This window comes from Nocardia sp. NPDC050412 (assembly GCF_044458825.1).
Lineage (GTDB): Bacteria > Actinomycetota > Actinomycetes > Mycobacteriales > Mycobacteriaceae > Nocardia.
On sequence record NZ_JBITIJ010000023.1, the window covers coordinates 51,078 to 75,563 of the forward strand.

Consider the following 24,486-nt stretch of genomic DNA (forward strand, 5'->3'; position numbering starts at 1 on the left):
TCGAGGAGAATCGATGAGTTCGACCGTGACGGCACGGCACGCCTTCGACAGCGCAGTCGCGCTGACACCGGACGGCACCGGAAACTTCAGTGGTCGAACGACTCCCGAGTACGCCAATATGGTCGGCCCATTCGGTGGCATCACCGCGGCAACCATATTGCGTGCGGTACAACAACATCCGCAATGTCTCGGTGAGCCGATCTCGCTCACCGTCAACTTCGCGGGCCCGATTGCCGAGGGCCCCTTCACCATTGCGGCGCAACCGGTGCGAACCAACCGCACTACCCAGCACTGGATGCTATCGATGAGTCAGGACGGCGTCGTGACCACCACGGCCACCGCGGTTTTCGGCACCCGCCGCGAAACCTGGACCGCGACCGAAGCCACCGCACCGACCGCCCCGCCACCGGACACCATCGAACCGGACGCGCTGCCCGAATTCATTGCCTGGGTGGACAACTACGAAATGCGCTTCATCGAGGGCGGTATCACCCAACTCGACGGCGCTGCGGCACAACCGACTTCCACTACAACGCTCTGGGTCCGCGACCGGCCCGCGCGCCCGCTGGACTATCCGGCCCTGACCGCATTGAGCGATGTGTTCTTCCCGCGGGTCATGCTGCGACTCGGCCGAGTCGTGCCCGCCGGAACCGTCACGCTGACCGTGTATTTCCACGCCGACACCGACCGCCTCGCCGCCCAATCCGATCAGTCGCTGCTGGCCACCGCGCGCTCCCAGCATTTCGGCAAGGGATTCTTCGATCAGTCGGCCGAACTCTGGGCGCACGACGGTGGGTTGCTCGCGACTAGCCATCAGCTGGTGTATTTCAAGGCCTGACGGATCCGGCCGGTCGCAGTAGCGGCCCGATGAGTACACCGTGGATGGTCTTGGTAGCGACGACTGCCCAGGCACTGACCAGTCCGACATACAGCACGACCGCGGCGACGGCGAAGATATCGGCGCCGGTGTGTCCATAGAGCACAGTGCTGCCGGTAATGCAGGTGCCGAGCGGGAAGGTGAAGCCCCACCAGGTCAGATTGAACCGCAATTCGCCTGCGCGAGCGGTCTTTACGGTGACAGCGGCGGCCAGCGCCAGCCACATCATCGCGAACCCCCAGGTGACCACGCCGAAGATCACCGAGAAGACGGTCAGCCCCTTGGCATAGAGCTCGGGCAGTGCCGAGGGGCCGACATTGGCGAGCAGGCCTGCGGCAGTGACGGATTGGCCGAGCGGGCCGAGCACGAGCCAGAGGGTCGCCACCATGCCCGACTGCGGGACGCCGTAATGCACCAGGCGTGACCAGACCATGGTGGCAGTGACCAGCGCGGCGATCAGGCTCAGGCCGAACATGGCCAGGCACAGCAGGATCATGGTGAGCCGCAACTGGCCTTGGGGCAGATAGGGGACCAGCAGTGCTCCCATGGCGGCCGACACCATCGGCGGCACCACGGGCATCAACCAGCCACCGAAGGCGGCATCGGGCTCGATGTGGTGGTGGGTGAACATCCGGTAGGGAATGGCGACGGCGGTCAGCAGGCCGAGCGCGGTGCCGAGCGACCACAACACCCAATCGATGGCGAGTGCGGCATCGAGGCCGATCACCTCGCGGCCGAGCACCAGCGTGCCCCCGCCAACGGTCACCAGTGCCATCGGCGGTGCGCCGTAGAAATGCGCCATGACCGGGTGGTCCTTGTGGCTGCGGGCCTGCTCCGGATAGCGCGTCCAGTGCACGACCCAGGCGGCGCTCAAAACCACCAGCAGTAGTGCGGCCAGCGCCCAGACAACCGTCGCCGCGCCGCGCAGTCCGGGGAACTGCAGCGGCAGCGTGGCGGCGGCATTGGCGACAATGCCGGTGCCCATGACGGCGGCGAACCAATTGGGTGCGAAGTGCCGCAGCGAGCGGCGCTGGGTCGCGGTCTGTCCGAGCTCGCCGAGCAGATGCCGCGGGGTTGCGGGGCGGAAGGTCGCTATGGCGGTCATGTGTTCAGATTCGTCTGCGTAGATAGTGTCGAGTAGCCACCGCGTACCTATGGATGCATAGACTCGTTCTATGCCCCTGTCGCCGCGTGTCCCCGATCTGGCCGCGCTCGACCTGCTGGTTTCGGTCATCGAACTGGGCAGTCTCGGACGTGCGGCGCAGGCGCACGGCATCAGCCAGCCCTCGGCGTCCTCGCGCATCCGCTATCTGGAGAAGTTGGTCGGGATGCCGGTGCTGGAGCGCACGACCCTCGGTTCCCGGCCCACCCCGGCCGGGGCATTGATCGCCGAATGGGCACGCGGAGTCGTCGATGCGGCCAAGCAATTGGACGCGGGCATCGACACCTTGCGTGCCGAGCGTGATTCGCAGCTGCGGGTGGCGGCGAGTCAGACCATTGCCGAATACCTGTTCCCCGGCTGGCTCATGATGCTGCGCACGACCGCACCTGGTACCGCGATCGCATTGCAGTCCGGCAATTCCGTCGAGGTCGCGCAGGCGGTGCTCGACGGCAAGGATGCCATCGGCTTCATCGAGAGTCCGCGGAATTTCCGTGGGCTGGAGAGTCATATCGTGGCCCGCGATCAACTGGTCGTCGTGGTCGCCCCGCAACACCGCTGGGCCCGCCAGGGCTCGGTCGACCTGGCCGAACTCGCTCGAACGGCGCTGATCCAACGCGAACTCGGATCCGGCACCCGGACCTGGTTCGAAAATGCTGTCGCGCGGGCCATTCCGGGCTGGGAACCCACCGTTGCGCTGGAACTTTCCTCCACCACCGCGATCAAAACCGCGGTCGCCTCCGGCGTCGGCCCCGCCGTCCTCAGCTCCCTGGCCGTAGCCCCCGAAATCGCCGCGGGCACCCTCGTTTCCCCGACCGTCACCGGCCTTGACCTGACTCGGACCCTGCGTGCCGTCTGGCCCGCGGGCAACCGCCTCACGGGCCCCGCCCGCGACCTCTACGTCATCGCCCGCCGCACCACCTAGCGCCAGTCCCGATAGCCTGCTGTGCCACCCGCTCCGGCTACTCGCCGAGCGTAGCGATATCGCGGTCGATGCGACGTGGGCGACCACCATTCGACTGCGTTCGACGGAACCCTCCGAACCAAGGCTCGGTACGGTCTGGACGCGGCACTAGCTGGCTTCGGAGGTTTGGGCCGTCGGCGGAATTCCGGTGTCCAGGAAGCGGATCAGGCGATCGATGCGGATGGTGTGGTCGATACAGCCTTCGAGGTTATTGCCCACCAGGGCGATATCGATGGCGGCCTCGGTGGCGGTTCGCTCGGTCAGCGCAGAGTGGAGTTGTTGGTGGAGTTGCTCCATTGCGGGAATACCGGATTCCGGGGTGACGGGTTGGCGGCCGGTGGCGACCGATTCGCCCGCGAGGGCGGTGTGCCGCGCGGCCAGCCGACCCAGAGCGGTGAGGATTTCCATAAGAGGTTGGGGTGCAACGGATTCTGGGTGGTATTTGTAGACCTGATCGGCGACGCGGCTGATCAGCGAGCCGATCCGGGACAGTTCACCGGCGATCTGGATGGCGGTGACCACATGCCGCAGATCGCGCGCGACCGGCGCCTGCAATGCGAGCAGCACCACGGTTCTGGCCTCGCAGGCGGCGTACATCTTCTGTAGCTGCTCGTCGAGCGCGAAGGCCTCATAGGTGGCGGCGAGATCGGCGTCGCCGAGCGCGGCCGTGACACGCTCGGCGGCATCGTGGGCGAGCCGACACATGAGCGTCAAATCATTGGTCAACGCGATGAGCTCGCGAGTGAACTGGGTCCGCACTCCGCACATTGTCGCTTATCGCCGCGCTGTCCCATAGAAGAATCTCGACTCGATCGCCGCGAAGGCTGGAATACCTGGGTGTTCGGCATTCGAAATGACGTCGCCCCGTGCAGTTGCCGTCGCCGGTTGCCCACCCCACGCCGTCGTGACCCGACACGGTGCCAAATGCGATCAGCTGGTGTTAGCGTCGGGAGATGGCGAACTTGCGTGATGTTCAGCACCGAGTTGTGACGCTATTTCAGCGACGGTTGGGGAATCCGATTCTGCGCAGATTGCCGACACAGCAGTTGCTGGAGACCATCGGGCGCAAGAGTGGGCAGCCGCGGATTACGCCGATCGGTGGTCGCCGGGTCGGCAAGGAGTTCTGGCTCGTCTCGGAATTCGGGGACAAGTCGCAGTACATTCGTAATATCAAGGCCGACAACCGGGTTCGAGTGCGGCTGCACGGTCATTGGCATACCGGTATCGCACATCTACTGCCGGATGATGATCCGCGCGCCCGGTTGCAATCGTTGCCCAAGGCCAACAGTGCGGGTGTTCGATTGCTCGGCACCGACTTGCTGACCGTCCGGATCGATCTCGCAGACTGACGCAGCGCAGCGCCCGATCACACGCGATCGAGTGGCATGGTCATCGCAATGCTCGTCCTACCGCCGGAAACCCTTGCGTCCGTGCGCGCCGCACGCCGCGATCAGGTGCAGATCAGCCTTGATCTCGCGCTCGGCTCCTAGGCGAGCATCGGTATGACCATTCCGGCGATCGCCGTAGCAACCATCTGGCTAGACGGTAACCGGTCCTCGGGCTCGTCGCCACGCAGATGGTGCTGCTCGCTTTGGCGGTCGTCGTCGGCGTACTGACGTAGGTTCCGAGTCGGGCGACGCTACTGCGAGGCGGTGTACATGTGCCCCTGTTCTCGGCTTTTTAGTTCATCGCGGGTAGTCCGTAGCCGGTGTGATCGAGCTCAATAGCTTCCAGTTGGCCGCGAGCGATATCGAATGGGCGGGACCGGCCACCTCGATCGGCGCGCCCAATCTGGTGCGGTTCGGTCAGTCGCTGGACGATCTCGTCGAGGCGGTCGGTCGGCTGGTCACGGCCGGGAACAGTCCGCAGATGTATCTGGAAGGCGATGGCCTGGTGCCGTTCCTACAGCGGGTGACCGAATGGATGGACAAGGTCGGGCCGGAGCTGAAATCGCTGCTTCCGGGACTGCGGCCGTTGGCCGATGCGGTCGCCGCCACAGCGCCGCGCATCGATCTCAGCAGTCTGATCAGTCAGGCGCTGCACGAAACCGGCGATGACGCCGTCAAGGTGCGCGTCGGCATCAAATAGGGCATTACCTGCACGAACACACGTCGCCAAAGTTGATCTTTCGCACTGCGATCTTCGGTAGCCTGCCAGCAGAGCTTTTCGTGAAGGTAGTCCCTACTCGGCACGAAGGCGGTGCGATGGTGGAACCCGGCGTCGGCACGACACCCGGCGGTGATCGCGGAACCGATAACGGGCGCGTCATGGCCATCGCGGCCGTAATCGCCGCCGCGCTCGCACTGGTGGTCGCGATCGCTCTGCTGCTGCGATCGAATCAGGATTCGAAGAACGCACCGCCATCGGCGACGTCGACCACCACCGCCCGGCCCGTCCCCGCACCACCGCTCGTGCCGCCGTCGAACCGCGCGACGACCTCCGCGGCACAACCGGCGCGCAAGCCCGGCGATGATTGCTCGCACGAAGGGATCGTCGCGCAATGGGATATGCGCAATGGCCTGTGGGTCTGCGCACCGCGGGAACAGGCGCGCAATCAGCACCAGGTCGGCGATGATTGCTCGCACGAAGGGATCGTCGCGCAATGGGCCCTGTCACCGGATGGCGGCTGGAACTGCATACCGCAAGGTCAGGGCGTTGCGGAACCGCCGCCGGTGCCGCAGAATCCAGTGCCTCGCTCGGTTCCGGTCCCGGGCAATGCGAGCCCCAACCCGGGCAATGCGAGCCCCAATCCGGTTCCGGACAATCCGAACCCCAACCCGGTTCCGGACAATCCCAACCCCAACCCGGCCCCGCAGAATCCGAACCCCAACCCGGCCCCGCAGAATCCGATCATCATCCCGGGTCTGCCGCCGCTGCCCCCGCTGCCGCCGCTGCCCGGACTGCCGTAGCCGAGGCGATGACGAAATTCGTTCGACACGGCTGAGATGCTCGATCGGTGATCGTTGTCCCCGAATTCTTCGCCGATCGTCTCGCCGAGATGGAGCCCGCGGCCCGGGTTTGGCTGGACGGTCTGCCCGAACTCGCGGCGCGGTACGCCCAGCGCTGGGAGCTTCGGTTCGAGGGCGCGCCCATGCACGGTTATGGCGGCTTGGTGCTGCCCGCCTTGCGCGCGGATGGCAGTCGGGTTGTGCTCAAACTCGGCCATCTCACTCCGGAGACCCGCGATGAACCGGTCGCGTTGACCGCCTGGGCAGGCAATGGCGCGGTGCGTTTGCTCGACAGCGATGCCGAGTACGGCGCACTCCTGCTGGAACGACTCGATCCCGCCCGGTCATTGGACTTCGAGCCCATCGACGACGCGGTTCGGATCATCTCCGTCCTGCTGCGTCGGCTCGCCATCCCCGCCCCGCCCGGCCTCTCCCGCGACCTGCGCAGTGAGGCCGAGCGCCTGGTGGAGGAGCTGCCGAAGGACTGGCAGCGCCTCGGCGCTCCGTTCCCACGCAAAATGCTCGATGCGGCCGTCGAGGTCTGCGCTCAGCTCGGCCCGAGCGCGGACCGCCTGCTGGTCAATGAGGATCTGCACTTCGAGAACGTCCTCGGCGGCGGCCGCGAACCGTGGCTCGTCATCGATCCGCAGCCCCTGGCGGGCGATCTCGAATTCACCACGCTGTCGCTGCTATGGAACCGGCGCACCGAATCCGCCCTCGACGATCGCTTCGCCGCCGTCGTCGATATCGCCGGACTCGATCCGGATCGCGCCCGTGCCTGGACGCTGGTCCGCGCCGTGCAGAACTGGCTGTGGTTCGTCGAAGATGAGGACACCGAAGACTTCGGCTGGCCCGCCGTCCAGGCCATTGCCCCGTGGGCTCTGCGCTGACCCTCCCGGCTATGCGAAGAAAACGACTCCACGCCACCCGCCCGGCCGACGCCCCTTGGCGAAACGGTCGGCGCGCCAGGCCGACCGAGACCAGGCCGCCCAACTTCACCGCCCGCCGCTGCGCGCGTCGCCGCTACTGGTGAACCGCGAAGGCAGGCAGGACGTAGGAACTTCGGCCTCCGGGAGGAGGGGCATCCTCCGCCGGAAGGAGTCGATGCCCGCCCCCGACCAGGCATCATGGTCCGCGTGGTGGATTCGGGCGTGACCAGGAGTGTGGACTGGCTGCTCGATGTCCGTGCACTGCCGGTGCGCGTGGGCGTGCTGTTGGCATCGGCGATCGGCTGTCTGCTGCTGCTTTCGGATGCGCCCCGACCGGTGGACTGGACCATCGGCCTGCTCGCGGTATTCGTGACCGCCGTCGGCATCCGCTGGCCGTTCGTGACGTCGCTACTGGTGACCGGGCTGTTGGTGCTCGGCTACGAGATCGGCGGCACCGGCCCACTGGTCCCCAAGGTGGGCGCCGCGATCGCCCTCATCGGGCTCGCGGCCCGTCGCAGTGGATGGCAGCCTTGGGCGGCGGCGGGCGCATTGGGCGGGGCCTATCTGCTGCATCCCTCGGGCGCGGAAGCGGCGACCGTTTACCGAGCGCTTGTCATGGCCGGTGCACCGCTATTGATCGGACATCTCCTGTACGCGGCACGTGCGGGTGCCGACCGAGCCAGGCAGCTGGCCGGGGAGATTTCGCAGCGCCGCGAGGCCGATATCGCGGCGGCGCGAGCGGTGGAACGGACCGCCATCGCCAGGGAGCTACACGATCTGATCGCACATCACGTTTCGTCCACCGTGCTGCGGGTCGGCGTGGCCCGGCATGCGGTTGCGGACGCGCCGCCTGCGGTCCGTGCGGTGCTCGACGATATTCACGCCAGCGGCACCGAAACCCTCGCTGACCTAAGACTTTTGGTGTCTGTATTAAGAGATCCGACGATGGCGGGTGAACCCTTCGTCGCGCCAACGGATCTGCCCGCCGCCATCGCGGCCGTCGCGGAACGGGCCGTGCGATTGGGAACAATTGTGGAGGTCGAGGTCGACGATGCCGGGGTGGATGCTTTGCGGTCATTGACATTGCTGCGATTGGCGCAGGAGGGCGTGGCGAATGTCGTGAAGCACGCGGGTTCGGGAGCGACCGCCCAACTGGCCATTACGACACGTGAGGATGGGACGGTCGATTTCGTGCTGTGCGACAACGGGACGCACACCGGCAAGGGCAGCGGGCAGGGCCTCGGCTTGGTCGGACTGCGCGAGCGGGTCGAACTGCTCGGCGGCGAATTCATTGCCGGGCCGGGTGATTCCGGTTGGCGGCTCGACGCATCCCTGCCGATTTCCGTCGGGAGGGCAGTGGCGTCATGACGATTCGGGTACTCATCGTCGACGACCAGCAGTTGGTCCGCGCTGGATTGCAGATGCTCTGTGAGGCCGATGCCGAACTCGAGATCGTCGGGCGGGCGGCCAGCGGGGGCGAAGCCGTTCGGCTGGCCGAGCAGACCTCTCCCGACGTCATCCTGATGGATCTGCGCATGCCCGGTATGGACGGTATCCGCGCCACCGAGCGCATTCTCGCAACCAGGCCATCGATCCGCGTCGTGGTCTTGACCACCTTCGACGATGACGACCACCTGTACCCCGCACTCGCCGCGGGGGCGTGCGGTTTCCTGGTCAAGGATGCCTCGCCCACCGATCTGCTCGACGGCATCCACCGCGCCGCCGCGGGCGAGTCACCGTTCACGCAGGCGGTACTGCAGCGACTGGTGGATTCCGCTGTGGCCGCACGCGAGGCCGATCGAACCCCGGATCACGTTGCACCACAAGGACTTACCAATCGCGAAGCCGAAGTCCTCACGTTGGTCTCGGCGGGGCTATCCAATGCCGAAATCGCCGAACGCCTGCACCTCGGCGTCACCACGGTCAAAACGCATATCGGCAACCTGATGACGAAAACCGGTGCCACCAACCGTGTTCGGCTCGCGGTACTCGGCGTCGGTCACCACTGAATTCTCAGTGCGGATGCTGCGCCGCGTATGTCGCCCGCTCCAGCGCCCGGCGCCGCGCCCGCTGCGGATTCTGCAAATCCGCTGGCAGTCCATGTTTGGCCAGCCGGTGCGCGCGATTCATCGGCATGAAGGCCGTCGTGTAGAACAGGGCGAGCAGTAACGCCAACAACACCATCGAGCCGCGCAACCACAGTTCGCCTGGGAACAAAAGGAAAGCGGCGAACAGTGGAGTGAACGGCATCAGTCCGCGCAGGAGATGACGTGGCGTCGCGTACTTGCCGGTGAGATCGTTGCGCACCCACTCGCGCAACGAATCCGGCAGCCGTCGCCCGAAGGCGTAGCCGATCCACTGAATGGGATTGGGTCGGGTCATGCGTGCACTCCTCGTGACGTGGCAGGGGCACCCGCGTGCCGTGCGGCCGCGTTGACCCGGGTCAGTACTTCGCGCAGTTCCTCCAGGTCCGCCAATGTCACGCCGAGTCGCTCCACTACGGCGGGCGGAATCTGCTCGGCCTGCTTGCGCAGCGTCCGCCCGCCCGGAGTCAGATCCACCACCAGGTTGCGCTCGTCACGACTATCGCGCCCTCGTGTGATCAGCCCGGCCGACTCCAGCCGCTTGAGCAGCGGCGACAGCGTCGGCGAATCCAACTGGATCGCCTCGGCAATCGCCTTGACCGACATCGGCGCCTCACCCCACAGCGCCAACATCACCAGATACTGCGGATGCGTGAGCCCGAGGGGTTCCAGCAGCGGCCGATACACCCCGAGCACCGCCCGATTGGCCACGGCCAGCGCAAAACAAACCTGCCGATCCAGCCGCAACGGATCGTCGGCCTCCATGGAACCTCCTAGTTCGCCAGCAAGCTTAGTGCATGAATCATTAGTGTACGAACTATTAGCGGGTGTGGTCACCGAGTTCACCAAAATGCGTAAGAACCGGAGGTGGCAGGGCACGGGAGATTCTCGATGCCACGGATGCGTTTGCCGCATGGGCGGCTCGTCGGCAATCTGGGCTGAGCGGCGCTGTCTTCACCGGATCTCGGGCAGAGTCTCGTTAGCGTGGACATATGGATCACGCCGGTGCGCGTCCGCGCATCCACGCGCTCGACGCCGTGCGCGGTTTTGCGCTGTGCGGGATTCTGGTGGTCGATATCTGGCAGATCACCGATATGCGGGCGATGACCGGGCCTGGCATCGTGGATCCGATATGGCACGTGCTGTCCGTGCTGTTCGAGGGACGGTTCTTTCCGATCTTCTCGTTTCTGTTCGGGCTCAGCTTTTCGCTGTTCCTGGATCGTGCCGCCGAGCGCAGTGACCGTCCGCGGCTGGTACTCGCGCGTCGGCTCGTCGCGCTTGGTGTGCTCGGCTTGATCCACCATGTGTTCGAGCCGGGTGAGGCGTTGCTGCCGTACGCGATGGTCGGGTTGGTGGTTCTGTTGCCTGCGGCTGGTCTGGCGCGCTGGGTGATATTGCTCGCCGGGCTGGTCGCCACGATCGGGGTTCCGGTCACGATCGGCGGTGGGCTCGGGTTGGTGCCGGGTCTGTTCCTGCTCGGCATGGCGGCCGACCGTTTCGGTCTCGCGGAGAGCCTGCCCGATGGCGGCTGGCGGATCGCGATGGTGTTCGCGCTGGCCGTGCCTGCGGCGGTGGCGGCGGGGGTATGGGAGTACCGCACGCCATATACCAACCTGTGGACCGGGAGTGTGGCTCCGGTGGCCGGACTACTCGGCGCGCTCGCATATCTCACCGGATTTCTGCTGTTCCTGCGCACCGAGACCGGTGAGGTTTTCGCGGAGGTGCTCGAGCCGATGGGGCGCATGGCGCTGACCAATTACGTTTCGGCAACCGGACTTATCCTGGCCGCCGACCCATGGCTGGGCATATCCGATTCCAATCGCTACGGCGCACTACTCGGCCTGGCCGTCGGGATCATCGCGGTGCAGGCAGTGTGGAGTTACTACTGGTTGCGCTGGTTTCGCTATGGCCCGCTGGAATGGGTGTGGCGGTGTGTGACCTGGTGGCGACTGGTGCCGAACCGCCTGACGCGACAGGAACGCTGGAAACTCACAGTGCCGTATGGGCGCGGTCGCTAGGGAAATCTCAGCAAATCACCGCAGACTGGGGCGTCATGGACCAGTTGGTGGGTGATGTTCGTCTTGCTTTTCGCCACGATCCTGGCCGAACCGCTCGCTCGGCGGCTCGGTATCGCGTCAGCGGTTCTGATGACGGTTTTCGGTTGCGTGCTCGCGTCGATACCTCGACGTGACCGGCGTTGCACCGGTCGGGTGGACCCGACACCTCGACCTGGGCGGCGCGCCGCTAGACCGATCGGGCGGACCAGACGCGTTCGACGTACTCGGCGAAATCGGTGGCCGGTCGGTCGAGTACCGCGAGCACGCCGTCCGTCGGTTCGGCGATGCGCCCAGTCCGCATCAGCTCGAACATCGCGTTCAGCGCCGTCGCGACTTCCTCGGGAAGGCCCTGGGCGAGCAGTTCGGTTCGGTAGGCGTCGGGCGTCAATGTCTCGTATTCGATCGGACGCCCTGCCGCCGTTGCGATCTGCGAGACGGCTTGCGCGAATGTCAGCGCGCGCGGCCCCGACAACTCGTAGATCCTGCCCCGTGGCCATCGCGAGTGAGTACCGCAAGCGAGCGATGACGTGGTCGGTCCCGTATTGCGGGTGATGCACGAAACACCGGGCGCGCCATGGACTCTCACCACTTTGGCCGCTGTCGCCGGCGTCTCGCGCACCACATTCGCCAAGCGGTTCGCCGAACTGGTCGGCGAACCGCCATTGGCATATCTGACGGATTGGCGGATGACGATCGCCGCGGACCTGTTGGCTGAACCCGGCGCCACCGTGAGTGCGGTTGCCCGCCGGGTCGGCTACGCGGACGCCTTCGGATTCAGCACGGCATTCAAACGCGTGCGCGGGGTCAGTCCGAGCGAATACGCCAGGTCCGCCTACTTCGCACCGACGCCCGCGGAGCGGATCGCGTCGAGTACTTCACCGTAGGAAAGGGTGGAATTTACGGTGATGGTTTCCGAAGTGCGGTCGACGTCGACCGATTGCACGCCACCGAGGTTGTAGAGCGCGCGTTCGGCGACGACGGCGCGTTCATCCGAGTAATCGGTCATATCGAAGGTGTAGGTCATCACGACCTCCTGGTAGGGGCTGTCTTCGGTTCGGCGGATAACCCGATCGGCAGGTTTCAAACGCCGCGCCGGCGTGGTGTTTGATTTCGGAATCACCGGGCATAGCCAGAAAGTAATATCAACCAGCGCAACGGGATTGTCATGATCATTATCATCGGGCTCGTCGTTCTCATCGGCGCGGTAATTATCGGCGTTGCCGGAGTGGCGGCCAATACGGGCGAAGTTCGTACGTCACCGGGCGATTTCGGGGTATTCGACTATCACTTCAGCGTCTCCGCGGGGGAACTTTTCCTCTACGGGATCGCAATCGGGGCGATCGGGATGCTCGGCCTGAGCCTGCTACTGGCAGGCCTCTGGCGTAGTTCCCGTCGCAGCAGCGCCGCACGGCGCGATCTGCGGCAGTCGCGCCGGGAGTTGGCGGCCCAGGAAAAGGCCCAAGAAAAAGCCCAAGAAAAGGCCCAAGCAAAGGCGGCCGAGCCGCGTCGAAGCACGCCACCGGCGGCGGCACCACCGCCCGCCGCGACCAAACCCGCCACGCAGGACACCCCGCCCCAGGGCGGTAAGCCGGCGTGGAGCTGGAATCGGTTCATGCGCCAGTCCGGCGGGTCGGCACCGGTCGAAACATCCGGCCGCACAACGGTCAAGACGACCAAGTAAAGGAAAGAACGATGATCATCCTCGGCTTGATACTCCTCATTGTCGGATGGCTACTCGGCATCGGTCTGCTCACCACAGCCGGAATCATATTGCTGATCATCGGTGCGGTACTCGCCCTCGTCGGGTCGGTGGGGCGGCACCCGGTCGGCGGTCGACGGCACTATTACTGACGTCGACATGCTGAGCAGTGAGCGGGCCGAGGGTTTCCCTCGGCCCGTTTCACGATCCGGAAATACCCGCCAATTGACCGATGCCGTAGGTGACCGCCATCCCCAGCGCACCACCGATCACCACCCGCAACACCGCGCGCCCGCGATTACTGCCGCCGAGCCGCGCGCTGACCGACCCCGTAATCGCCAGCGCGATCAGCACCGCCGCGAATGTCACCGGAATACGCGCCGTGGTCGGCGGCAGGATGATCGCCAACAGCGGCAGCAGCGCACCCAGGGTGAATGAGACCGCCGAGGAGACGGCAGCGGCCCATGGATTGGTCAACTCGTGCGGATCCAGACCGAGTTCGGCCTCGGCGTGGGCGAGGAATGCGTCGTGTGCGGTCAACTCCTCGGCCACCTTGCGCGCCGTCTCCGGTGTCAGCCCCTTCGACCGATAGATATCGGCCAGTTCGGTCAGCTCGTATTCCGGTTCTTCCTTGAGTTCCGTGCGTTCCTTGGCCAGTAGCGCACGCTCGGAATCCCGCTGTGCGCTCACCGACACGTACTCGCCGACGGCCATGGAGATCGCACCCGCGGTGAGTCCGGCGATGCCCGCGGTGAAAATGGCCGAGGCGCTGGTCGTCGCCGCCGCGACACCGACAACCAGACCCGCGGTCGACACGATGCCGTCGTTCGCTCCGAGTACGCCCGCGCGCAACCAGTTCAGCCGCGACGCCAGACCCTCACGATGTGGTTCGTGGGGGTGCGGCGAACCCAGCGTCTCGTCCATAAGCCGCAGACTATGCCAAAGTCCGGAAGGTATCAGTGTCTTCCTGCGGGTTCACGCGCCAGTCGAGGCGGGCGAGCGGCACACCCAGCCGATCGGTGTGGTCGGTCGGCGTGACGCGCCTGTCCGGATTCGGCAGGTCGTAGGCCGGGCACCGTCCGACGATGCCCAAATCCAGACGGATCCGACGTCGGCGCGGTCACACTCGAAGCTCGTTGTGGCACAGGATGATCAGGACGGCGGAAAAGTGTACAGCTTTTCGGGCGTGATCCGCACGATCAGCCGCTCGGCCTCCGGTTCCGGCGGTGGGGTGACCCCGTTCATATACCGGCCGTACATCTCGTACAGCAGCGTCTTCTCCGGATCCTCGGTGATATCCACTCGTCCGCGAATCTCCACGTAGCGACCGTTCGTCCGGCTCAGTACCAGCAGGCTGACTCGCGGATCGCGCAGCATATTGCGGGTCTTGAGCCGACCCTTGATGGTGCTGAACACCACGGTGTCGTCCTCGTACTTCACGAAGATCACCGACGATTGCGGCCGGCCGTCGGCATTGGGGGTCGAGAGGATAGCGGCGTGCGGTTCGTCGATCAGCGTGCGGACATTGTTATCGAGTTTCATCGCGGTCTCCTTTGCGGGTGGTCGGATAGGTAGACCCAGGTGATCGCCCGAAGGAATCGGGTGCGGCGATTCTTTTTCGGCGCTCGGTCGGTCTATCTCTACGAGGACCTCGAGACAGGAAGGAGGCGCCGATGACGCAGGCGAGCACCGCGCATGCCGAATTCGATCGCCGCACCCAGCCGTATCGGCGCGAATTGCTCGCGCACTGCTATCGGATGCTCGGCTCACCCGACGACGCCGAAGACCTGGTCCAGGAGACCTATCTGCGCGCCTGGCGGGCCTTCGACGGCTTCGAAGGCCGCTCGTCGGTGCGGACCTGGCTCTATCAAATCGCCACCAATGCCTGCCTGTCCGCGCTGCGACATCGCAGCCGTCGCGTCCTGCCGTCCGGACTCGGCGCGCCCGCCACCGACCCGTCCGGTACTTCGACCGTGGACCTCGAGGTGCAATGGCTCGGTCCGCTGCCGGACAAGCTGGTGACCGATGAATCCGACGATCCGGCCAGCATTGTCGCCGCCCGCGACAGCCTGCGGCTCGCGCTGATCGCCTGTCTGCAACAGTTGTCCGGCAAACAGCGTGCGGTTCTGCTGCTGCGCGACATCCTGGACTTTTCGGCTGCCGAGGTGGCCGAATTGCTCGGCACGACCACCGCCGCGGTCAAGAGTTCGCTGCAGCGTGCGCGGGCCCGGCTCGATGAACTCGGCGCGGTCGATGCGAATAGTCCGACCGAACCCGAGCAGCGGGCACTGCTCGACGCATATATGACCGCATTCCAGAATGCCGACGCCGCCGCCATCGAGCGCCTGTTGCACCGCGACGCTGTTCTCGAAATGCCTCCCGCCACAACATGGTTCGCAGGAAAACGTGCCTGTGTCGCCTACCTCGCCACACAGGTACTCGGCACGCCGGGCGATTGGCTCATGTTGCCGACCACAGCCAACCGACAACCTGCCGCCGTCGCCTACCTCCGCGAAACAGATGGCGGCTACCGGGCTTTCGGACTCGCGGTGCTCACCACCACACGCGGGGCGATCACCCGAATCGCCGCCTTCGGTGACGCGAATTTGGTCACCGCATGCGGATTTCCGGCGACCATGTAGGCGTACGGCCCGCGTTCGTTGAGGGGCGCATGTCACGGACTCGTCAGATTGCGACTCGAGATTCTTTCAGATAGCGATGGACCGGGCGCACCGGCAACCGGTGCTGCCGGGGCGACCACGGCGTGCGCGGACTGCGTGGACCGGACCCGGCGGGCCCGCGGCCGCTGTCGATGCGACGCCCGCGAATCGCTCGAAACACCGCGGTTGGACATGTCGATACGCCTTGCGTACCCCTCGTACACAAGGCGGTATATAGCGCGCCCGCCCGGTGAAACCCACGACGGTGATCGCATCGACCCAGAGAATCCCAGGCAACCATCAGCGACCGATAAATGTTGGATAAACGCCGCCTAATCCGCGATATCGGCGGTCGGCGCGGCGCTGAACAGCCGGTCGATGGTGGGTGGTGCCAGCCCCGCGCGCCGGAAGATCTCGGCTGCCTCACCGAATTCCGCGGTGGCCGGGCCGGTGCGTCCCTGTGCGGCCAACGCGCTCGCGTGCAGCGCCAGCGCGCGCGCCCGATCGATCGGATCGGCCGCCTTAGTGAGCAACCGAACCGCTTCCGCGGCTTGGCTTTCCGCATCGACCACATTGCCCGCGCGCAGCTGGATCTGCGCCAATCTGGTTCGCGCCCAACCCTCCCAGAGGCGCACACCATTGCGTTGCGCGATCCGCACGGCATCGCGGCCGAGTTCGAGTGCCCGCTCGTGCTCGTCGCGCATCGAAAGCGTGGCCGCCAATTCGTGGGTGGCCCAACCGAGTGCGACCGGATTCGAGGACGCCTGCGCCAACGCGATGGCGCGGTCCGCGATATCGACCGCCTCGTCGTATCGGCCTGCCTCGCAATAGGTTCGGGTGACCAAGGCCAGACACCAGGCCTGCATCGACCGGTCGCCGAGTTCGCGGGCAAAGCGCATCGCATTCTCGAAATGCCGACGCGAGGTTTCGACATCGCCGAGTCGTCGATCGGCAATGCCGAGCAGTACTTCCGAAAGCACCGCGATCCGGCGATCGGCATCGTCTGTGGGTGGCCCGGCCGCCGCGTCGAGATATTTCAGACTCGCCTCGACCTCACCGAGCCCGACCTGCAGCAGCGCACCGAGCGCGACCCGGATGCGGCGTTCGCTCGCGTGCGAGTCGCGAATTGCGGTGTCCAGCAGGGCTGTCAGTGCCTCGGATAATTCCCTGGCGCGGGTGCCCGCGTCCATTAGTTCGGCCATCACCCAGGCCAGATCCGCGGCCACCCGCAGTGCGCGGCCACCGACCCTGGCGGCCTGCCGGTGCAGCGCGATCACGACGGGTCGCTCGACGTCGTTCCACACCTGCCCCTCGGAACCGTTGGCGAACCGCCGACCTGGCACTGTGGTCGGGACCAGCAGGCGCGTGATGTTGCTGTAGTCGATGGCGCTCAACAGGTTCTTCGCACCCGCGAGGTAGTAGTCCAGCAGCCGGACCAGCACCGCCGACTCGTCCTCGTCGGCGACACTCTGGGCGAATAGCCGCAGCAGATCGTGGAATCGGTAGCGACGGGGCACCGTCGTCTCGAGCAGGCTCAGATCGACCAGCGATTCGCAGATCCGCTCGGCCTCGGACTCCGCGATGCCGAGCACCGCGGCCACGCCGTCGACCGGCAGATCCGGGAAGTCGACGAGCGCAAGCGTGCGAAAAGCCTTGGCCTGCTGTTCATTCAGCTGCCCATAGCCGAGCCTGAATGCGGCCTCGACGCCGAGTTCGCCGGTCTCGAGCACCGCGAGCCGACCCTGCTCATCGGCCAGACGTGCCACGAACGATCCAATCGTCCATTGCGGCCGAACTGCCAGTCGCGCACCGACAATGCGCACCGCCAACGGTAGGCAACCGCACAGTGCGACGACCTGCCGTGCCGCGCTCTCCTCAGCGGCGACGCGTTCCGGGCCGAGGATGCGGATCAGTAGCGCCATGGCCTCGTCATGCTCCAGCACGTCGAGGCGAGTGCGACGCACAGCGGGCATCTCGGTCAGCGCCGAACGACTGGTGATCAGCACCGCGGTGCCGGAAGTTCCGGCGAGCAGCGGCGTCAATTGCGCACTGCCACGGGCATTGTCGAGCACGATCAGCATGCGTTTACCCGACAGGCGGGTGCGTAGTTGGGCCGCACGATCGTCGACGGCGCCCGGAATCTCGCCCTCCGCGATGCCGAGCGCACGCAGGAATCCGCCGAGTGCGTCACCGGGTGAGGTCGGCACCGGATCGACGCCGCGCAGGTTCACATACAGCTGTCCGTCCGGGAAGCGATCGCGCACGTGATGGGCCACATGCAGGGCCAATGTTGTCTTGCCCACGCCGCCCATGCCGCCGACCGCGGAAATGGCGACTGCGCTGCCACCGCTGGTCAACTGGTCGGTAATGCGCTCGACCAGCTGCTCGCGGCCGGTGAAATCGGCGATATCCGGCGGCAGTTGCGCTGGCACCACCGGCTCCGGACCGTAGCCGTGCTGCCGCGGTGTCGGCATTTCGGCCCGCAGGATGCGTTCGTGCATCGCGGTCAACTCCGGGCCGGGTTCAACTCCGATTCCGTCGATCAGATCGCGGCGGGCTCGCGCGTACACTTCGAGCGCCTCGGCTTGGCGGCCGCAGTGGTACAGCGCGGCCATGAGCAGCGCCCGGAACCGTTCACGCAATGGATGCTCATCGATCAGCGGACCCAGTTCGGCGACCGCGCCGCCAGCACGGCCGACCTCGATATCGAGGGCGAGTCGGTCCTCGAGAATCGCCAAGCGCCACTGCTCGAGGCGGGTGCGGTGGCGTTCGGCGAAAGGTCCGGCCAATCCGCTCAGCGCGGGCCCACGCCAGCGGACGAGTGCGTCGATCAGTGCCTCGCGTGCCGCCTCCGGTGACGCGCCGCGCACCCGTTCGGCCGTTCCCACCAGGGCCTCGACCTCCTCGATATCGGTCGAGCCCGGCGGGATCCGCAATGCGTAACCGTCACCGACCGAGACCAGCACCGTCGACGGCGCGCGCGGAATCCGATCAGGTTCCAGCACCCGACGCAATTGCGCGACATGGGTGCGCAGTGCGGCAATGGCGCGCGGCACCGGATCCTCGCCCCAGATGCCGTCCACCAATTCCGCTGCGGTAACCGACTTTCCGGCACGCAGCAGTAGCGCGGCCAGTACCGCGCGACGTTGCGGAGGTCCCAATTCGAGCGGCGTCTCCCCACGCCACCCGCAGACCTCGCCCAATACGGAAAACTGCACTGACCCGACCTCCCGGACCAGGGAGCATACGCGCGCATCCGGCGAACGGCTCGTTCATTCCTTGACTATTCGACGTTCATCGATCCTTGCTAGCGCCGCGTCCAGGCCCATCACGACCCAAGCCGTTCGCCGCATTGCGCCCGGCGGGCACCTCGCCTGGTACGGAAATATCGGGGGTGCAGCCGAATTGAACCTGGCCGACTTCTACGCCCAAAGCTGGAACGCGCACATCGTCGGCTTCATAAGCCCGGTCCCGGAGGAAACCACGGGCGAAGATCTCGGCACCTGGTGGACCTGGTCGCCGATGGCCGGGTCGCGCCATCGATCGGCTTGACGCTCGACTGGGAGCAGACCGCCGATGCCTTCCAAGCGCCGCGGACCCTGCGCGGTAAGGCGGTGCTGCGGGTGACCTGATTTGCGGTGCCTACGAGCCCACGGGTGGGGCCCTGCGCTGCGGCGATATCGGTTTCGATATCGGATTTCGGCCACGTCGGTCTTGGACAGGCGGATCGGCGCTGTGCTGTCGTGTCGCCATGACAAAGATCGGTAGACGCGGGGCTCGCATGGGCCTGTTCCTGGTGACAACGGTGCTGCTCGGCGCATGTGGGACCGAATCTAAGGATCCGGACCCAGCGCCCACCCCGGTGGGCCAGCTGGCCGGTATCGAGCAGCAGCATCAGGCCAGGCTCGGGGTCTTCGCCGTCGATACCGGTTCGGGAAAGACCGTCGGCTTCCGTCAGGACGAACGCTTCGCGATGATGTCGACATTCAAGACCTTCGCGTGCGCTGCGTTGTTGCGCGAACATCCGCTTGCCACAGGGTATTTCGATCAGACTGTGCACTTCACCGAGGCGGATGTGGCGGCTGCGGGCGGCTCGGCGGTCACCGGTACCCGGATCGATAGCGGTATGTCGGTTTCGGAACTGTGCGATGCGGCCATTACTCGCAGCGATAATGCCGCGGGCAATGAGCTGCTGAAACTGCTCGGCGGCCCGCAGGCGCTGACGCAGTTCCTGCGGTCCATCGGCGATCAGATCTCCCACCTGGACCGTACCGAGCCGACGCTCAATACCGCTATCCCCGGCGACGAGCGCGACACCACCACCCCTGCGGCAATCGCGGCCGACTATCGGGCACTGACGATCGGCGACGCACTCGGCGCGCCTGAGCGTGCGCAGCTGACAGCCTGGCTGATCGCCACCGCCACCGGCGGTACTCGCATTCGCGCTGGCCTGCCTAATAATTGGAAGACCGGCGACAAGACCGGGACCGGCGACTACGGCTCTGCCAACGATGTCGCGGTCACTTGGCCCGCAGGTAGCGCCGCGCCCATCGTTATCGCGGTACTGACCACCCATTCCAGCCCGGATGTCAAGGCGGACAACGCCTTGGTCGCGGAGGCCGCCAAAGAGGCAGTCGGTCTACTGCGGTAACCGGTGCTGCGCGCCTTCTCGGCGAACCGCGGTAGGCGTTGTGCCCCACCATCTTCGGCAGCAGCGGGTGAAGGTGGCCTGTTCGGACAGGCCGATCAGCGAGGCGACCTGACTCATCGGCATATCGGTGGTGGTCAGGTAGCGGCGGGCCTCGTCGCGGCGGACGGTATCCAGGATGGTGGCGAAGGAGGTGTCCTCAGCGGCGAGGCGACGTTGCAGAGTGCGCGGATGGATTGTCAAAAGCCTTGCCACGGTAGTAATTTCCGGCGCGGAAGTACCCAGCAGTTGTTGTACGGCGGCGCCGACCTTAGGTGCCATGGTGGCATCCGCGCCGCCGGACTGTTCGGCCAGGAATGCCATCGCCAAACGATGCAGATTCTCGTCGCCGCCGCTCAGCGGCCGGGTCGCCAGGCTGATCGGCACTCGCAACACCGCCGCGGCACACTCGATCCGCACGGGGGCGCCGAAGAACTCCTCATAGATCCGGATCGGCGCGGCCGGTCGGTACGGCAGTTCGACCGAGCGCAGCCCGTAGCGCACATCCACCAGCCGTTGAAATGTGCGGTGCACGAAGGCGAGTCCGAGATCGGTGCCCTGGACCGGTGTCGGCCCGCCGGGCGCAATGCCATAGCGCAAGGCGGTAACGCTGCGATCGCCGTACGGGTCGGGTGCGAGCGTCAGGCTGAGTGAGCGCGCGTGCAGGAACAGATAGCGCGAACAGCATTCGAGGGCATCGGCGAGCGTCGGCGAATTCCGGATGGCCAGGGCCAGCGGGCCGAGCATATCCAGATCTTGTCGACGCGAAATGCGCAGACCGAGGTCGGGGCAGTCGAGCCGCTGCGCGGCCAGTTCCAGCGCCGCCGCGACCGCCTGATCCGGTACCAGCAGATCATCGGCGTCTAGAGCGGCGATCGGCAGCCCGACGGCGGTGGCGAATTCCTCGGCGTTCCCGCCCAGCTCGGCCACCGTCGCGCGAAATCCGCGCAACCCCGCGGACCGAATCACCGACATGTCGCTCAGAATCAAATACTTGTCGTGCAAAGTCAAGAATCCGGTCCATTGCCCTCGCAGACTGGAACGATGAGGTCAGCATCGCGCGGCGATTCGATAAGGGACGGTGGTCGGGTGACGGGTGGGCCCGAGACCGCTGTAGTTCCGGACCACCTCGATGTCGTAATCGTCGGCGCCGGGTTATCCGGCGTCGGCGCAGCGTATCGGCTGCAGACCGAATGCCCGGGCAAAACCTATGCCGTGCTGGAGGCGCGCGAATCGCTGGGTGGGACGTGGGATCTGTTCCGCTACCCCGGAATTCGCTCGGATTCGGATATGTTCACCCTCGGCTATCCCTTCAAGCCGTGGCGGGACGCGAAGTCGATCGCCGACGGTCCGTCCATCCTGCGCTACGTCGAGGAGACGGCCGCGGAATTCGGCATCGACCGGCACATCCGCTACGGCACCAAGGTGGTCGGGGCCGACTGGTCCACCGCATCAGCGCGCTGGACGCTCACCCTCGAGCAGCGCGACACTGCCGGTAGCACCACACAACGCACGCTGACCTGCAATTTCCTATATGTCTGCGCCGGGTACTACAACTACGACCAGGGCCACTCCCCGGATTTTCCGGGCATCGACTCCTTCGCCGGACAGGTCGTGCATCCACAGTTCTGGCCCGAGGATCTCGACTACGCGGGCAAACGTGTCGTGGTCATCGGCAGTGGTGCGACGGCGGTCACGCTGGTGCCCGCCATGGCCGACCAGGCCGAATCGGTGACGATGCTGCAGCGCTCGCCGACCTGGATCAGTGCCGTTCCCGGCCGGGACAAGCAGGCCGACAAGATCCGCGAGTTGCTGCCGCCGCAGCTGGCGCACCGCGTGATCCGCACCAAAAACATCCTGTTCAGCATTGGTTTCTATCAGTACTGCCGTCGACGTCCGGAGGCCGCGCGCAAACTGCTCACCGGTCTGACTGCGCGAATCCTGAAGGACCGGCAGGTCGTTGCCGAGCACTTCACACCCGAGTACGACCCGTGGGATCAGCGGCTGTGCGCCGTACCCGATGCCGATTTCTTCAAGGCGATGAAGAAGGGTAAGGCACAGGTCGTCACCGATCACATCGAAATCTTTGGGCCCGAGGGGATTCGGTTGAAGTCCGGTCGAATCCTGGAGGCGGACATCGTGGTTACCGCGACCGGACTGCAGTTGCTGGCCTTCGGCGGCATCGCGCCGCGGGTCGACGGCGAGACGGTGAACCTCTCGGAGCAATTCGTCTGGCAGGGTGCGATGCTCACCGGCGTACCGAATTTCGCGGTCTGCATCGGCTACACGAATGCCTCATGGACGTTGCGTGCCGACCTGACCTCACGGTTGGTCTGCAAGGTCATCAACCACCTGGACCGCAATGATTACGCGGCCGTGGTGCCGAAGCCGGAGGGCAAGCTCGATGAGCGCCCGCTGCTCGATCTGGCCTCCGGCTATATTCAGCGCTCGATCGGCGACTTCCCGCGGCAGGGGGATCGGCACCCGTGGAAGGTGCGGCAGAACTATCTGCTCGACTCGGCCACGACCATGCGCACCAGTTTGCACAAGACGCTGGCTGCGACCCGGCGCTCGGCCGTCCGTCACGCCGATCTCCCGGTTGCCCGCTGAACCGTCGCATTTTCAGTGGTGACCCCCGCACAACGTGCACCCTGGGTGGGGTCGTCACGCGGTGTGCGTCACTGAGGCTTGTGTCCAGTCGATCCGGTAGTCGTACATCCAATTCAGTGGGGCGACACCGGCTTTGGCGGCCTTGCGTAGGAAGTAGGGAGTGAGCAGGCGAACCAGCAGGCGTGCGAGTCCGTTCGATGCCTTGTCGCTGGTGGTTTCCGCGCCATAGGCGACCACCTTCTCGACGCGTTCCCGGCGGCGGTTCTCGAAGGCAGCCAAGGCCGCCGGGGTATCCGGTATATCGCGCAGGCAGATCGCCAGCGTCACGGCATCTTCCACCGCCATGGACACGCCCTGACCGGAGGAGGACGCCACGGCGTGCGCGGCATCGCCGACGATGACCATATTGTCGTTGTGCCACTTGTCGACCGTCGGCATGTCGTACTGGTTGAAGGCGGGGACGAATGTGTCATCCATTGTGGCGGCGACGATCCGGGCGGCCGGGCCGCGGTCCGCCGACAGCAATTCGACGAGTTGCGCACGCCAGTCCACCGAATCCGCCATTGAAAGCTCCTGTGTCCGAGGCATATTGGCGAACCACCAGATTTCGCCGTCCGGTGCGACGAAATAGCCGAAGAACGCCTTCTTGCCGAAGATCATGCTGTACACACCGGGCCGCAACCCGAGCTCGCTGTGCAGCGCCCGGTCGGTCACGAATCCGCCGAGCCCGTAGATGCCGAGGAAGTGCGCCTTCGGTGCGGACGGGTCGATGATTTCTCTTGTGCAGGAACGGATTCCATCGGCACCGATCAGTACATCGGCATCCATGGTGGTGCCGTCGGCGAAGGTCGCACGGACGCCCTCTTCCGTCGATGTCGCGTCCACCAGTAGCTTGTTGTACTCGAACCGCACGCCGCGCCGCGTCGCCTCGGCATTCAGCGCTCGATACATATCGCGCCGCTTGATGCTGTGCGTGACGGTGCCGTCGGGCAATGTGCCGCCGATCGGCATATCGGTGATGTGCTTGCCCCCGCTGGTCGCGAACGACAACGTGGCGGTCGGGTGCCCGATCTCGGTCACCACGTGATGTGCGTCCAGCAATGCCAGCGCCGACAATCCGTTGACCGCCACCGTCAGATACGCGCCGATCTGCTCGGCTGCCGCCTCCCCGTATGCCTCGCACACAATCGGCTCCAGCCCCGCCTGCCGCAATGCCATCGCGGTGACCGGTCCGGCGATCCCGCCGCCGATGATCAGCGCCCTCTTCATGATGTCTCCTGACTTGGCTCTGCTGTATCTTGATTATCAAGACATCATTAGTTTGACAATCGAGAGGCTTGAATGTCAAGAGAAAAGTCGGAGCTGGCAGAATTGCGTGCCGAGGTCGGCCGCGAAGCGCAGGCGCTACAGGCCGCGGTCGATGACGTGGACCAGGCCGCCGCGACCAATCTCGGCGTCAACCGCACCGATCTGCGCTGTCTGGAAATCCTGTGGCACGGCGAATCCACCCCCGGCGCTCTCGCCGCCGAACTGGGGTTGACCAGCGGCAGCGTGACCACCATGCTGGACCGCCTTGCCAAACTCGACTACGTCGTCCGGCATCCAGAACCGGGAGACCGTCGCAAGGTCGTCATCCGCATTACCGATACGGCGATGGCCAAGGTCATGCGGATCTATGGGCCGATCGCCGAGGAGGGGGCCGGCGAGGTATCGCGCTACAGCGCAGCGGAATTGCGCCTCGTTCTCGACTATCTGCGTCGCTCGCGCGAGCTGCAGCAGCGCCACCGCGGCCGGATAACGGAGCTCTGAAAT

General features: G+C 65.6%; 28 protein-coding genes and 1 pseudogene. 18 read left to right on the plus strand and 11 right to left on the minus strand.

All coding sequences use genetic code 11. From position 1 onward, the window contains the following. Positions 1-13: 13 nt before the first annotated feature. Positions 14-838 (plus strand): acyl-CoA thioesterase, encoded by an 825-nt coding sequence (locus ACIBI6_RS38280; RefSeq protein ID WP_396959858.1) that lies wholly within the window; start codon positions 14-16, stop codon positions 836-838. Here the strand turns inward: ACIBI6_RS38280 and ACIBI6_RS38285 are convergent. Then, positions 828-1,982 (minus strand): TDT family transporter, encoded by a 1,155-nt coding sequence (locus tag ACIBI6_RS38285; RefSeq protein WP_396959860.1) that lies wholly within the window; start codon positions 1,980-1,982, stop codon positions 828-830. The two genes, ACIBI6_RS38280 and ACIBI6_RS38285, sit on opposite strands and share 11 nt — an antisense overlap. Before the next feature lie 70 nt (positions 1,983-2,052). Here ACIBI6_RS38285 and ACIBI6_RS38290 point away from each other — a divergent pair, with 70 nt between their 5' ends. Then, entirely contained in the window at positions 2,053-2,961 is a 909-nt protein-coding gene (locus ACIBI6_RS38290; protein ID WP_396959862.1) for a LysR family transcriptional regulator, read from the plus strand. Positions 2,962-3,108: 147 nt separating this feature from the next. On the opposite strand, the gene ACIBI6_RS38295 is transcribed toward ACIBI6_RS38290, so the two are convergent. Further along, on the minus strand, positions 3,109-3,759 hold the full coding sequence (locus ACIBI6_RS38295; RefSeq protein ID WP_364355762.1) for a PhoU domain-containing protein: 651 nt from the start codon (positions 3,757-3,759) through the stop codon (positions 3,109-3,111). A 194-nt stretch (positions 3,760-3,953) separates the two neighbouring features. On the opposite strand from ACIBI6_RS38295, the gene ACIBI6_RS38300 reads away from it, so the two are divergent. The 7 genes and pseudogenes from ACIBI6_RS38300 (at position 3,954) to ACIBI6_RS38330 (ending at position 8,886) form a co-directional block, all read left to right on the plus strand. Then, entirely contained in the window at positions 3,954-4,349 is a 396-nt protein-coding gene (locus tag ACIBI6_RS38300; RefSeq protein ID WP_396959865.1) for a nitroreductase/quinone reductase family protein, read from the plus strand. Between the two features lie 33 nt (positions 4,350-4,382). Next, positions 4,383-4,684: pseudogene (locus tag ACIBI6_RS38305) on the plus strand (ionic transporter y4hA); the annotation flags it as partial. 26 nt (positions 4,685-4,710) lie between these two features. Continuing rightward, positions 4,711-5,088 (plus strand): hypothetical protein, encoded by a 378-nt coding sequence (locus ACIBI6_RS38310; RefSeq protein WP_396959867.1) that lies wholly within the window; start codon positions 4,711-4,713, stop codon positions 5,086-5,088. 116 nt (positions 5,089-5,204) lie between these two features. Further along, complete coding sequence (locus ACIBI6_RS38315) at positions 5,205-5,909, plus strand: hypothetical protein (RefSeq protein ID WP_364355770.1); 705 nt, start codon at positions 5,205-5,207, stop codon at positions 5,907-5,909. Positions 5,910-5,956: 47 nt separating this feature from the next. Further along, positions 5,957-6,838, plus strand: a complete 882-nt coding sequence (locus ACIBI6_RS38320) for an aminoglycoside phosphotransferase family protein (protein ID WP_364355773.1) — start codon at positions 5,957-5,959, stop codon at positions 6,836-6,838. Positions 6,839-7,099: 261 nt separating this feature from the next. Further along, positions 7,100-8,245 carry a sensor histidine kinase gene (locus tag ACIBI6_RS38325; RefSeq protein WP_396959870.1) on the plus strand — a complete coding sequence of 382 codons (1,146 nt, stop codon included), beginning with the start codon at positions 7,100-7,102 and terminating at the stop codon, positions 8,243-8,245. Then, a complete protein-coding gene (locus ACIBI6_RS38330) occupies positions 8,242-8,886 on the plus strand; it encodes a response regulator transcription factor (protein ID WP_364355779.1) in 645 nt (214 codons plus the stop codon). The genes ACIBI6_RS38325 and ACIBI6_RS38330 overlap by 4 nt, the downstream gene beginning before the upstream one ends. A 4-nt stretch (positions 8,887-8,890) precedes the next feature. Here ACIBI6_RS38330 and ACIBI6_RS38335 read toward each other — a convergent pair whose 3' ends face one another. Both ACIBI6_RS38335 and ACIBI6_RS38340 read right to left on the minus strand, forming a co-directional pair. Beyond that, entirely contained in the window at positions 8,891-9,259 is a 369-nt protein-coding gene (locus ACIBI6_RS38335; RefSeq protein WP_364355782.1) for a DUF5313 family protein, read from the minus strand. Continuing rightward, entirely contained in the window at positions 9,256-9,726 is a 471-nt protein-coding gene (locus ACIBI6_RS38340; protein ID WP_396959873.1) for a MarR family winged helix-turn-helix transcriptional regulator, read from the minus strand. The genes ACIBI6_RS38335 and ACIBI6_RS38340 overlap by 4 nt, the downstream gene beginning before the upstream one ends. Positions 9,727-9,953: 227 nt before the next feature. On the opposite strand from ACIBI6_RS38340, the gene ACIBI6_RS38345 reads away from it, so the two are divergent. Further along, positions 9,954-10,979, plus strand: coding sequence for a DUF418 domain-containing protein (locus ACIBI6_RS38345; protein WP_396959875.1), 1,026 nt, complete (start codon positions 9,954-9,956; stop codon positions 10,977-10,979). Positions 10,980-11,205: 226 nt separating this feature from the next. Here the strand turns inward: ACIBI6_RS38345 and ACIBI6_RS38350 are convergent, their stop codons facing one another. Next, a complete protein-coding gene (locus tag ACIBI6_RS38350; RefSeq protein WP_396959877.1) occupies positions 11,206-11,490 on the minus strand; it encodes a hypothetical protein in 285 nt (94 codons plus the stop codon). A 55-nt stretch (positions 11,491-11,545) separates the two neighbouring features. On the opposite strand from ACIBI6_RS38350, the gene ACIBI6_RS38355 reads away from it, so the two are divergent. Then, the gene (locus ACIBI6_RS38355; protein WP_396959879.1) at positions 11,546-11,902 is read left to right on the plus strand and encodes a helix-turn-helix transcriptional regulator; all 357 of its coding nucleotides are present in this window, start codon (positions 11,546-11,548) and stop codon (positions 11,900-11,902) included. Here ACIBI6_RS38355 and ACIBI6_RS38360 read toward each other — a convergent pair. After that, on the minus strand, positions 11,851-12,042 hold the full coding sequence (locus ACIBI6_RS38360; protein ID WP_062990687.1) for a heavy metal-associated domain-containing protein: 192 nt from the start codon (positions 12,040-12,042) through the stop codon (positions 11,851-11,853). The genes ACIBI6_RS38355 and ACIBI6_RS38360 overlap by 52 nt on opposite strands. Before the next feature lie 141 nt (positions 12,043-12,183). On the opposite strand from ACIBI6_RS38360, the gene ACIBI6_RS38365 reads away from it, so the two are divergent. Both ACIBI6_RS38365 and ACIBI6_RS38370 read left to right on the plus strand, forming a co-directional pair. Then, positions 12,184-12,699: a hypothetical protein gene (locus tag ACIBI6_RS38365; protein ID WP_396959881.1), complete on the plus strand. Its 516-nt coding sequence runs from the start codon at positions 12,184-12,186 to the stop codon at positions 12,697-12,699. Between the two features lie 11 nt (positions 12,700-12,710). Beyond that, on the plus strand, positions 12,711-12,869 hold the full coding sequence (locus ACIBI6_RS38370; RefSeq protein WP_364355800.1) for a hypothetical protein: 159 nt from the start codon (positions 12,711-12,713) through the stop codon (positions 12,867-12,869). Positions 12,870-12,918: 49 nt separating this feature from the next. Here the strand turns inward: ACIBI6_RS38370 and ACIBI6_RS38375 are convergent, their stop codons facing one another. Together ACIBI6_RS38375 and ACIBI6_RS38380 are read right to left on the minus strand one after the other, a co-directional pair. Next, the gene (locus tag ACIBI6_RS38375; protein ID WP_396959884.1) at positions 12,919-13,641 is read right to left on the minus strand and encodes a VIT family protein; all 723 of its coding nucleotides are present in this window, start codon (positions 13,639-13,641) and stop codon (positions 12,919-12,921) included. A 228-nt stretch (positions 13,642-13,869) separates the two neighbouring features. Then, positions 13,870-14,259, minus strand: coding sequence for a PPOX class F420-dependent oxidoreductase (locus ACIBI6_RS38380; RefSeq protein WP_396959886.1), 390 nt, complete (start codon positions 14,257-14,259; stop codon positions 13,870-13,872). Between the two features lie 131 nt (positions 14,260-14,390). Between ACIBI6_RS38380 and ACIBI6_RS38385 the strand changes: the two genes are divergently transcribed. Next, positions 14,391-15,359 carry a sigma-70 family RNA polymerase sigma factor gene (locus tag ACIBI6_RS38385; RefSeq protein WP_396959888.1) on the plus strand — a complete coding sequence of 323 codons (969 nt, stop codon included), beginning with the start codon at positions 14,391-14,393 and terminating at the stop codon, positions 15,357-15,359. 350 nt (positions 15,360-15,709) lie between these two features. On the opposite strand, the gene ACIBI6_RS38390 is transcribed toward ACIBI6_RS38385, so the two are convergent. Then, positions 15,710-18,595 carry a BTAD domain-containing putative transcriptional regulator gene (locus tag ACIBI6_RS38390; protein ID WP_396959890.1) on the minus strand — a complete coding sequence of 962 codons (2,886 nt, stop codon included), beginning with the start codon at positions 18,593-18,595 and terminating at the stop codon, positions 15,710-15,712. Between the two features lie 288 nt (positions 18,596-18,883). Here ACIBI6_RS38390 and ACIBI6_RS38395 point away from each other — a divergent pair, with 288 nt between their 5' ends. Together ACIBI6_RS38395 and bla are read left to right on the plus strand one after the other, a co-directional pair. Continuing rightward, the gene (locus ACIBI6_RS38395; RefSeq protein WP_396959892.1) at positions 18,884-19,009 is read left to right on the plus strand and encodes a hypothetical protein; all 126 of its coding nucleotides are present in this window, start codon (positions 18,884-18,886) and stop codon (positions 19,007-19,009) included. A gap of 119 nt (positions 19,010-19,128) precedes the next feature. Then, on the plus strand, positions 19,129-20,028 hold the full coding sequence (bla, locus tag ACIBI6_RS38400; RefSeq protein WP_396959894.1) for a class A beta-lactamase: 900 nt from the start codon (positions 19,129-19,131) through the stop codon (positions 20,026-20,028). Here the strand turns inward: bla and ACIBI6_RS38405 are convergent. After that, positions 20,017-21,039, minus strand: coding sequence for an AraC family transcriptional regulator (locus tag ACIBI6_RS38405; protein ID WP_396959896.1), 1,023 nt, complete (start codon positions 21,037-21,039; stop codon positions 20,017-20,019). The genes bla and ACIBI6_RS38405 overlap by 12 nt on opposite strands. A 69-nt stretch (positions 21,040-21,108) precedes the next feature. Here ACIBI6_RS38405 and ACIBI6_RS38410 point away from each other — a divergent pair, with 69 nt between their 5' ends. Beyond that, positions 21,109-22,674: a flavin-containing monooxygenase gene (locus ACIBI6_RS38410; RefSeq protein WP_396959898.1), complete on the plus strand. Its 1,566-nt coding sequence runs from the start codon at positions 21,109-21,111 to the stop codon at positions 22,672-22,674. 54 nt (positions 22,675-22,728) lie between these two features. Here the strand turns inward: ACIBI6_RS38410 and ACIBI6_RS38415 are convergent, their stop codons facing one another. Then, positions 22,729-23,943 carry an FAD-dependent oxidoreductase gene (locus ACIBI6_RS38415; protein ID WP_396959899.1) on the minus strand — a complete coding sequence of 405 codons (1,215 nt, stop codon included), beginning with the start codon at positions 23,941-23,943 and terminating at the stop codon, positions 22,729-22,731. A 72-nt stretch (positions 23,944-24,015) separates the two neighbouring features. On the opposite strand from ACIBI6_RS38415, the gene ACIBI6_RS38420 reads away from it, so the two are divergent. Continuing rightward, positions 24,016-24,483, plus strand: coding sequence for a MarR family winged helix-turn-helix transcriptional regulator (locus tag ACIBI6_RS38420; RefSeq protein ID WP_396959901.1), 468 nt, complete (start codon positions 24,016-24,018; stop codon positions 24,481-24,483). Positions 24,484-24,486: the final 3 nt, after the last annotated feature.

Coding starts and splice junctions, on each gene's coding strand:
- ACIBI6_RS38280 (WP_396959858.1), top strand. CDS start 14: ATGAGTTCGACCGTGACGGCACGGCACGCCTTCGACAGCGCAGTCGCG.
- ACIBI6_RS38335 (WP_364355782.1), bottom strand. CDS start 9,259: ATGACCCGACCCAATCCCATTCAGTGGATCGGCTACGCCTTCGGGCGA.
- ACIBI6_RS38410 (WP_396959898.1), top strand. CDS start 21,109: ATGAGGTCAGCATCGCGCGGCGATTCGATAAGGGACGGTGGTCGGGTG.
- ACIBI6_RS38385 (WP_396959888.1), top strand. CDS start 14,391: ATGACGCAGGCGAGCACCGCGCATGCCGAATTCGATCGCCGCACCCAG.
- ACIBI6_RS38330 (WP_364355779.1), top strand. CDS start 8,242: ATGACGATTCGGGTACTCATCGTCGACGACCAGCAGTTGGTCCGCGCT.
- ACIBI6_RS38360 (WP_062990687.1), bottom strand. CDS start 12,042: ATGACCTACACCTTCGATATGACCGATTACTCGGATGAACGCGCCGTC.
- ACIBI6_RS38365 (WP_396959881.1), top strand. CDS start 12,184: ATGATCATTATCATCGGGCTCGTCGTTCTCATCGGCGCGGTAATTATC.
- ACIBI6_RS38405 (WP_396959896.1), bottom strand. CDS start 21,039: ATGTCGGTGATTCGGTCCGCGGGGTTGCGCGGATTTCGCGCGACGGTG.
- ACIBI6_RS38340 (WP_396959873.1), bottom strand. CDS start 9,726: ATGGAGGCCGACGATCCGTTGCGGCTGGATCGGCAGGTTTGTTTTGCG.
- ACIBI6_RS38290 (WP_396959862.1), top strand. CDS start 2,053: ATGCCCCTGTCGCCGCGTGTCCCCGATCTGGCCGCGCTCGACCTGCTG.
- ACIBI6_RS38345 (WP_396959875.1), top strand. CDS start 9,954: ATGGATCACGCCGGTGCGCGTCCGCGCATCCACGCGCTCGACGCCGTG.
- ACIBI6_RS38375 (WP_396959884.1), bottom strand. CDS start 13,641: ATGGACGAGACGCTGGGTTCGCCGCACCCCCACGAACCACATCGTGAG.
- ACIBI6_RS38420 (WP_396959901.1), top strand. CDS start 24,016: ATGTCAAGAGAAAAGTCGGAGCTGGCAGAATTGCGTGCCGAGGTCGGC.
- ACIBI6_RS38415 (WP_396959899.1), bottom strand. CDS start 23,943: ATGAAGAGGGCGCTGATCATCGGCGGCGGGATCGCCGGACCGGTCACC.
- ACIBI6_RS38315 (WP_364355770.1), top strand. CDS start 5,205: ATGGTGGAACCCGGCGTCGGCACGACACCCGGCGGTGATCGCGGAACC.
- ACIBI6_RS38300 (WP_396959865.1), top strand. CDS start 3,954: ATGGCGAACTTGCGTGATGTTCAGCACCGAGTTGTGACGCTATTTCAG.
- ACIBI6_RS38370 (WP_364355800.1), top strand. CDS start 12,711: ATGATCATCCTCGGCTTGATACTCCTCATTGTCGGATGGCTACTCGGC.
- ACIBI6_RS38285 (WP_396959860.1), bottom strand. CDS start 1,982: ATGACCGCCATAGCGACCTTCCGCCCCGCAACCCCGCGGCATCTGCTC.
- bla (WP_396959894.1), top strand. CDS start 19,129: ATGACAAAGATCGGTAGACGCGGGGCTCGCATGGGCCTGTTCCTGGTG.
- ACIBI6_RS38380 (WP_396959886.1), bottom strand. CDS start 14,259: ATGAAACTCGATAACAATGTCCGCACGCTGATCGACGAACCGCACGCC.